This is a genomic window from Rhodoblastus sp. (assembly GCF_041915505.1).
Lineage (GTDB): Bacteria > Pseudomonadota > Alphaproteobacteria > Rhizobiales > Beijerinckiaceae > Rhodoblastus.
On record NZ_JAYSBG010000182.1, the window covers coordinates 1 to 6871 of the forward strand.

6 protein-coding genes and 1 pseudogene are annotated in these 6871 nt (G+C 65.3%); 1 reads left to right on the forward strand and 6 read right to left on the reverse strand.

What is annotated here, in order from left to right; genetic code table 11:
- The 4 genes and pseudogenes from ACE3S9_RS12115 to ACE3S9_RS12130 all read right to left on the reverse strand — a co-directional run.
- A pseudogene (locus tag ACE3S9_RS12115) lies at positions 1-197 on the reverse strand (hypothetical protein); the annotation flags it as partial.
- 27 nt (positions 198-224) lie between these two features.
- Positions 225-692 carry a hypothetical protein gene (locus tag ACE3S9_RS12120; RefSeq protein ID WP_374546717.1) on the reverse strand — a complete coding sequence of 156 codons (468 nt, stop codon included), beginning with the start codon at positions 690-692 and terminating at the stop codon, positions 225-227.
- Positions 693-801: 109 nt separating this feature from the next.
- Entirely contained in the window at positions 802-1476 is a 675-nt protein-coding gene (locus ACE3S9_RS12125) for a response regulator (protein WP_374546718.1), read from the reverse strand.
- A gap of 293 nt (positions 1477-1769) precedes the next feature.
- Positions 1770-2999 carry a class I SAM-dependent methyltransferase gene (locus tag ACE3S9_RS12130; RefSeq protein WP_374546719.1) on the reverse strand — a complete coding sequence of 410 codons (1230 nt, stop codon included), beginning with the start codon at positions 2997-2999 and terminating at the stop codon, positions 1770-1772.
- A gap of 479 nt (positions 3000-3478) precedes the next feature.
- On the opposite strand from ACE3S9_RS12130, the gene hemA reads away from it, so the two are divergent.
- Complete coding sequence (gene hemA, locus ACE3S9_RS12135) at positions 3479-4765, forward strand: 5-aminolevulinate synthase (RefSeq protein ID WP_374546720.1); 1287 nt, start codon at positions 3479-3481, stop codon at positions 4763-4765.
- Between the two features lie 128 nt (positions 4766-4893).
- Here the strand turns inward: hemA and ACE3S9_RS12140 are convergent, their stop codons facing one another.
- The gene (locus ACE3S9_RS12140; RefSeq protein WP_374546721.1) at positions 4894-6069 is read right to left on the reverse strand and encodes a lytic murein transglycosylase; all 1176 of its coding nucleotides are present in this window, start codon (positions 6067-6069) and stop codon (positions 4894-4896) included.
- Positions 6056-6871, reverse strand: an 816-nt coding sequence (locus ACE3S9_RS12145; RefSeq protein WP_374546722.1) for a DMT family transporter, incomplete at its 5' end; no start/stop codon positions are given. The genes ACE3S9_RS12140 and ACE3S9_RS12145, both read right to left, overlap by 14 nt.

The following is a 6871-nucleotide window of genomic DNA, read 5'->3' on the forward strand; positions in this document are numbered from 1 at the left end:
ACGTCCATCGGCTTGATGTCGAGCCAGACCAGGAAGAAGCCGACGATCAGCGACAGGAACGCCAGCCGCACCGCCACCGATGACGGCTTGCCGCCGAGAAAGCGCTCCATATCGCTCGGCGGCGGATGATTCGTGGCTGCTAGATCGGTTTCACGCGGCTCGAAGGGATGGCGCGCCGGGCTGTTCGGTTCGGTCATGGCGGAAACCTCGCTGATGGGATGGCGTCAGGGCGTGGACGGCGCGGCTTTATTGTCGGATTCGCGAAACAATTGCATCATCCGGCGCATGAAACGCTCGGCGCGGTCGAGCGCGCGGTCGAAGCGGCGCTCTTCCTCCTCCGGCGCGGCTTGAGCGTCCGATTGGGCTTGCGCGGGCGCGCCGGCCTTGAGCCGGGCGTTCTCCTTGGCGAGGCGGTCGATCTCGGCTTCAAGCGCCGCGCGCTCGTCTGCGCTGGCGCGGCATTGCGCCTGGCCGGCGGAAATCGCGCAGAGGGACACCTGGCCGGTGCGGGTGTCGAGCCGCAAAAATCCGTCGGCGACCGGCGTCATGACAAAGCGCCCGTTGCTCGATTCGCCCGAATCCGCGGGCGCGGCCACGACAGGCGGAACGGGCGGCGTCTCGGCCCGGGCCGGAGCGAGCGCAAGCAGGAGCGCGAGAGGCGACACGCCCGCCACGACACGTTTCGTTCTCATGATCGCGCCCCTCTCCCGCCGTTTCGCCCGGCGCGCCCAAGGTCAGGCCGCCCGCCGCGCCTTAAGTAATGAGGAGCGGACGGGCCGGGCGCCAGAGGGTGACGGAAATTTAATCGCCGAGCGCGCCCGAGGTCAGGTCGCTCATCGCCTCGATGCGCGCGGCGGCGATCACCGCCTGGGTGCGGCTCTCGACGCCCAGCTTCTGCAGGATCGCGGAGACATGGGCCTTGACGGTGGCTTCCGAGACGGAAAGCTCATAGGCGATCTGCTTGTTGAGCAGGCCTTCCGACAGCATCATCAGCACGCGCACCTGCTGGGGCGTCAGCGAGGCGAGGCGGCGCACGCTGTCGGCGGCGTCGCGATCGACCGGGCCGCTCAGGTCCACATCCGGCGGCGCCCAGAGGTCGCCCGCGAGAACCGCGCGGATCGCCATCTGCATGGTTTCCATGTCGGTGCTCTTCGGAATGAAGCCCGAAGCGCCGAAATCGATGCACAGGCGGATGACATTGCGCTCTTCGCGGCCCGACACCACCACCACCGGCGCGCCCGGATATTGCGCCCGCAGCATCATGAGGCCGGAATAGCCGCGCACGCCCGGCATGGCGAGATCAAGCAGGATCAAATCGACGTCGGAATTGGCTTCGAGCGCTTTGGTGACGTCTTCAAGCGCGCCGCATTCCACGATTTCGGCGCCGGCCACCGCGTTGGCGACAGCTTGCCGCAAGGCTCCACGAACAAGGGGGTGATCATCGGCGATCAAAATACGGGTAGTCTGATGCTCCACTCTTTTCACCTCAAGTCCGAGACATCAAGCCCAGCGATGGCGGCGAGCGCCAACGGGACGAAAACTTGTCAATTGTACTTCTTTCTTTTGCATACTCAAGCCGAATAGCCAATTGGGGGAATTTCATCCTGCGGCGCCGCAAAACAGGGGCTGGAATTTCCTTCGCGACTGCGAAAAACGCATGCGGCGCCGCAATGAGAGCTGCGCTTTTCGAGCGGCCGCCTTCGCCTTGATAGCACGACAGGGCGAATTGTCAGCCGGTTCGCCGGCGCGCGGTAAACGGTCCCTCGGCCTTACAACGCCGGGCCGCCCGCGCGCAATTCGGCCTCGCGGCGGAACAGATAGTCCCGCGTTATCGGCAAGGCGTTGAAGCTCCGGATCAGTTGAAATTGCAGGACGGCGCAGCCCTGGTAGCGGAAGGCGCATTGCGAGGCGGCCAGATAATATTCCCAGATCCGACAGAAGCGTTCGTCATAGATCGCCTGCGCCTCGTCGCGGCGTGCCTGGAACCGCGCGCGCCAATGATCGAGCGTCAGCGCGTAATGCTCGCGCAACGTCTCCAGATCCGCGACCGCGAGGCCCGAACGCGCGAGCGCCGGGGCGATCTCCGCCAGAGCCGGAATATAACCGTCGGGGAAGATATATTTGCGCAGCCAGGCGCTGGTCGGCTCCGGCGGGCCGAAATGGCCGATGGTATGGATCAGAGCGACGCCGTCCGTGGCCAGCAGGCGGGCGATCTCCGCGAAAAAGACGTCATAGTTCCTCCGCCCGACATGTTCGAACATGCCGACCGAGACGATGCGGTCGAAGCGCCCCTCGATTTCGCGATAATCCTGCAAAGCGAAACGCACGCGGCCCGTAAGTCCGGCGGCCGCTGTCCTCTGTCGGGCGATGTCGAGCTGCTCGCGGGACAAGGTCACGCCCAGCACCTCCACGCCGCAGGCCTCCGCGAGATAGCACGCCATTCCGCCCCAGCCGCAGCCGATATCCAGCACTTTCTGGCCGGGCGCGAGGGCGAGCTTGGCCGCGATATGCCGCTTCTTCGCCAATTGCGCCTCGTCGAGGCTCATCTCCGGCGTCTCGAACAAGGCGCAGGAATATTGCATGTCCCGGTCGAGGAACAGGCGATAGAGCCGCGCGTCGAGATCGTAATGGCGCGAGGCGTTGTCGCGGGCGCGCGACGGCGCGATCCCCGGCCCCAGCATCTGCCACAGGCGCCGCGCGGCCTGCCGCAGGGCGAGCGATTTCGGACCGCCCGGCGCGACAATGTTCCGGGCCCCGAGGGCGAGCAGATCGTAGAGGCCGCCCCGCGTCAGTTCGAGGCGCCCGTCGCCATAGAGTTCGCCGACCGCCAATTCGGGATCGCGCAGCAATTCCCATGCGGCGCGGCGGTCGTTGAGCCTTATGGCGCAGGACGGCGACCCGCCGTCGCCAACGGAAAAAGACGTCGCGTCAAAGGGTTGAACCTCAAGCGCGCCTTTTCGGATCAGCCGTCGCAAAAAGGGTTCGAGCAAAGCAGACATCAACGGTCGCGCCCTCCCGAGGAGAGATCGACATTCTCGATCGATGAATGATGCCGAAACATATGGTTAGCCGCCGCCGGTTTGGCGAGCGTTTGTCGCGCATAAAATTTCGGCGCCGCCCGAATCGACGGCGGATTCTTAAATTTCTATGGATCCGGACGCGCATTGGCGGCGAAGGCGCGGGCTGCGGCCCGGATTCGGCTGATTTTCCGGCTTGGGCGGCGGCGCCAAGGTCGGAGGCCGTCACGCTTGCCAATGCCGAAAAAAACGCCAAAAGTGATTTAGCGCAAAGAAAGCGGCCCGCGCTTTGTGGTTTCTTGGCCAGGTTCGGCCGGAAGCGGCGTCCTTGGCGTAAAGTGCGACAATGAGACGCTCGCCGGAGCGCGCGAAAGTCTGTATAGCAGGCAATCGCTTGAGGGAACGGTTCAGCCGCGACGGGCGCGACCCACGCGGCGGGTTGGGGCCAGAGGGTAACGAAAATGCAGTATCGGCAGATTTTCGAAGACGCGATCGGCACGCTCAAGACGGAAAAGCGCTACCGGGTCTTCGCCGATATCGAACGCGACGCCGAACGTTTCCCTCACGCCATCTGGCGCGATGAACATGGCGCCGAGCACGACATCACGATCTGGTGCTCGAACGATTATCTCGGCATGGGCGTGAACCCGGAGGTAATTGCGGCGATGAAATCCGCCGCCGCCCGGCACGGCGCCGGCGCCGGCGGCACCCGCAATATTTCCGGCACCAGCCATCCGCTGGTGAAGCTCGAAGCCGAACTCGCCGACCTGCACGGCAAGGACAGCGCGCTGGTCTTCACCTCGGGCTGGATCTCCAATCTCGCGGCGATCTCGACCATCGCCGACCTGCTGCCGAACTGTCTGATCCTGTCCGACGCCCTCAACCACAATTCGATGATCGAGGGCATCCGCCGCTCGAAATCCGAGCGCCAGATCTGGCGTCATAACGACGTCGCCCATCTTGAAGAACTGCTCGCGGCCCAGCCGCTGGAGCGCGCCAAGCTGATCGTGTTCGAGAGCCTCTATTCGATGGACGGCGACATCGCCCCCATCAAGGAGATCTGCGATCTCGCCGAAAAATACAACGCCATGACCTATATCGACGAGGTCCACGCGGTCGCCATGTATGGCGCGCGCGGCGGCGGCGTGGCCGAGCGCGAAGGCCAGATGCACCGCATCGACGTAATCGAGGGCACGCTGGCCAAGGGCTTCGGCGTGATCGGCGGCTATATCGCGGCCAGCGCCGCGATCTGCGACGCGGTGCGCTCCTTCGCCCCGGCCTTCATCTTCAGCACGGCCCTGCCGCCGGCGGTCTGCGCGGCCGCCGCGACGTCCGTGCGCATCGCCAAGACCCGCCCCGAACTGCGCATGGCGCATCAGCGCCAGGCTTGGCTGACCAAACACGCCTTGATGAAGGCCGGCCTCCCGGTGCTGCCCAATCTGTCGCATATCGTCCCGGTGATGGTGCGCGACGCCCAGCTGTGCAAGGCCGCGACGGACATGCTGCTGGAGCGCCACGGCATCTATATCCAGCCGATCAATTATCCGACGGTCCCGCGCGGCGCGGAGCGCCTGCGCATCACGCCGACCCCAGCCCATGGCGACGCCCATATCGCCCATCTGGTCGAGGCTCTGGTCGATGTGTGGAACGCTTTGCGCATTCCCTTCGTGCAGCAGAGCGACGTCGAGGCGCCCTTCGCCAATGACGCGCAGTGCACTTATCCGGCGATGAAGCGCGCGGCTGAGTAAGCAGCGCCCCCTCATCCGGCGCTCGCGCGCTGCGTTCTCCCGCCAATAGGCCGTCCGCGAGGACGGCCGTTCTGCCGAACGGCCTATGGGGAGAAGGAACATCGAGCGCGGCCCCCGCGAGGCCGCGCTTATTTTTTGTCCAACAGCTCCAGCACGGCCCGCGACGGATAGCCGTCCGCCTTGGCCACGCCCGCCTGTTTCTGCAACGCATGAATGGCGAGCCGCGTCACTGGCCCGAACCGGCCGTCGATCTTGCCGTCATAAAGCCCGCGCGCGGCGAGGCCGCGCTGGATCGCCTCGCGCTCGGCCTGGTTGAGCGGCTGCGGCTCACTCGGCCATTTCTCGCGCAGAACGGCCCGCCCGGCGATGCGGTCGGCCAGGACGGAAGCCGCGAAGGCATAGGAATCCGAGAAATTATAGGCCTTCAGCACGAAGAAATTCTCGCTGAGCAGAAAGGCCGGGCTCGGCGCGCCGACGGGGAAGAACAGCATGGCCTCGCCCGCGCGCGGCAAGGCCCCGCCATCGAGCGCGGTCAGGCCGGCGCGCGCGAAAGCCGCAAAATCCGCGCGCAGGGTCGCATAATCGAAATTTTGCGGAACGCGGGCTTCAATCAGCGGCGGCAGACCGGGTCGCCAGCCGGAATCTTTCAGGAAATTGGCGATCGAGGTGAGAGAATCCGGCCCGCTCGACCAGATATCGGGCAGCCCCTGACCAGAAAAGCTGCGGGCATATTTCAAAAAGGCCGACGGCATGAATTGCGGATCGCCCATCGCCCCGGCCCAGGAGCCGCGCAGTTTGTCCCGCGCAATCCCCTTCTGCAGCAACACCAGGCCGGCGACGAATTCCTGCCCGTAAACGGGATTGTCGGGATGGAGAAAGGCGAGCGTCGCCAGCGAACGCAAAATGTCGCGGTCGCCGCGCGAGGCGCCGTAATCGCTTTCCATGCCCCAGAGCGCCACGATCATTTCCGCCGGGACGCCATATTGCGCCGCGATCTGCCGCAGCGGCGCGGCGAATTTCTCCGCCATGGCCCGGCCCTTCGTCGCCCGCGCCGGCGAGGCCGCCTCATCGACATAGGTTTTCAGCGGCCGGACGAATTCGCCCTGCGTCGCGCGCTTGCCGGCGAGGGACGAATCGAAGATCAGGCCGGAGGCGACGGAATCGAACAATGCGCCCGACACGCCCGCCGCCGAGGCCGAAGCGCGCAGGCTTTCGATAAAGCCGGCGAATTCGCCAGCGCTCTGGGCGAGAGCCGGCGTCGCGGCGAGAATGGCGGCGAGGCTTAAAAAGTCACGACGATTCATGCGGCACGGCCTTTTGCTCCCCATCATCCTTGTCTCGCTTTCCCCTGGCCGATTCGGCCAGAGCAAGGCCGGCAAGGCCCAGCGCCATGGCGGCGGCATGATAGAGATGAAAGGGCTCGCCGAGCAAAACAATCGCGAAAAAGGCCCCGAACAAAGGCGTCAGATTGGAAAAGATCCCGGCGCGGCCGGGGCCGATCAACTCCACAGCGCGCATGAAAAAGAGCTGGCTGAGCAGCGACGGCGCCAAAGCGACGAAGACGACGAGCCCCCAGCCCTTGGCGCTCGGCCAATAGGCGTGGCCCATGGCCAGCTCCGCCCCCAGAAACGGCAGCGAGCCGATGAAGGCGGCGACCGCCATGCCGGCGAAAAACACCAGCGGCGGCAGGTGCGGACGCCCGCGCAGAGCGATGGTGTAGCCGGCATACAGCGCGCAGGCGGCCAATAGCATCAGATCGCCGAGATTGAAGGAGAGCGCGCCGAGATGGGTGATATCGCCGCGCGTCGCGATCAGGCCCACGCCAAGGAACGAAACGCCCATCCCCGCCACCTGGCGCGAGGTGACCTTCTCGCCCTTGAACAAAGCCGCCCCCGCCAGCACCATGGGCGGGATCGAGCTCTGCAGCAGCGTGATATTCACCGCGCTGGTCCAATAGCCGGCGAGATAGAACAGCACATTGAACACGGTATAGCCGCTCAGCGCCATCGCCGCGAGGAAACGCCAATGGCGCCGCAGAACCGGCAGATTGGCCATGAAAGGCCCGCGCGCCAGCGGCGTCAGAACCGCACAGACGATCAGCCAGCG

What these genes read in the sequence shown, in the direction of transcription:
- ACE3S9_RS12130 (WP_374546719.1), bottom strand. Translation starts at nt 2,999, where the DNA reads ATGTCTGCTTTGCTCGAACCCTTTTTGCGACGGCTGATCCGAAAAGGC.
- hemA (WP_374546720.1), top strand. Translation starts at nt 3,479, where the DNA reads ATGCAGTATCGGCAGATTTTCGAAGACGCGATCGGCACGCTCAAGACG.
- ACE3S9_RS12120 (WP_374546717.1), bottom strand. Translation starts at nt 692, where the DNA reads ATGAGAACGAAACGTGTCGTGGCGGGCGTGTCGCCTCTCGCGCTCCTG.
- ACE3S9_RS12140 (WP_374546721.1), bottom strand. Translation starts at nt 6,069, where the DNA reads ATGAATCGTCGTGACTTTTTAAGCCTCGCCGCCATTCTCGCCGCGACG.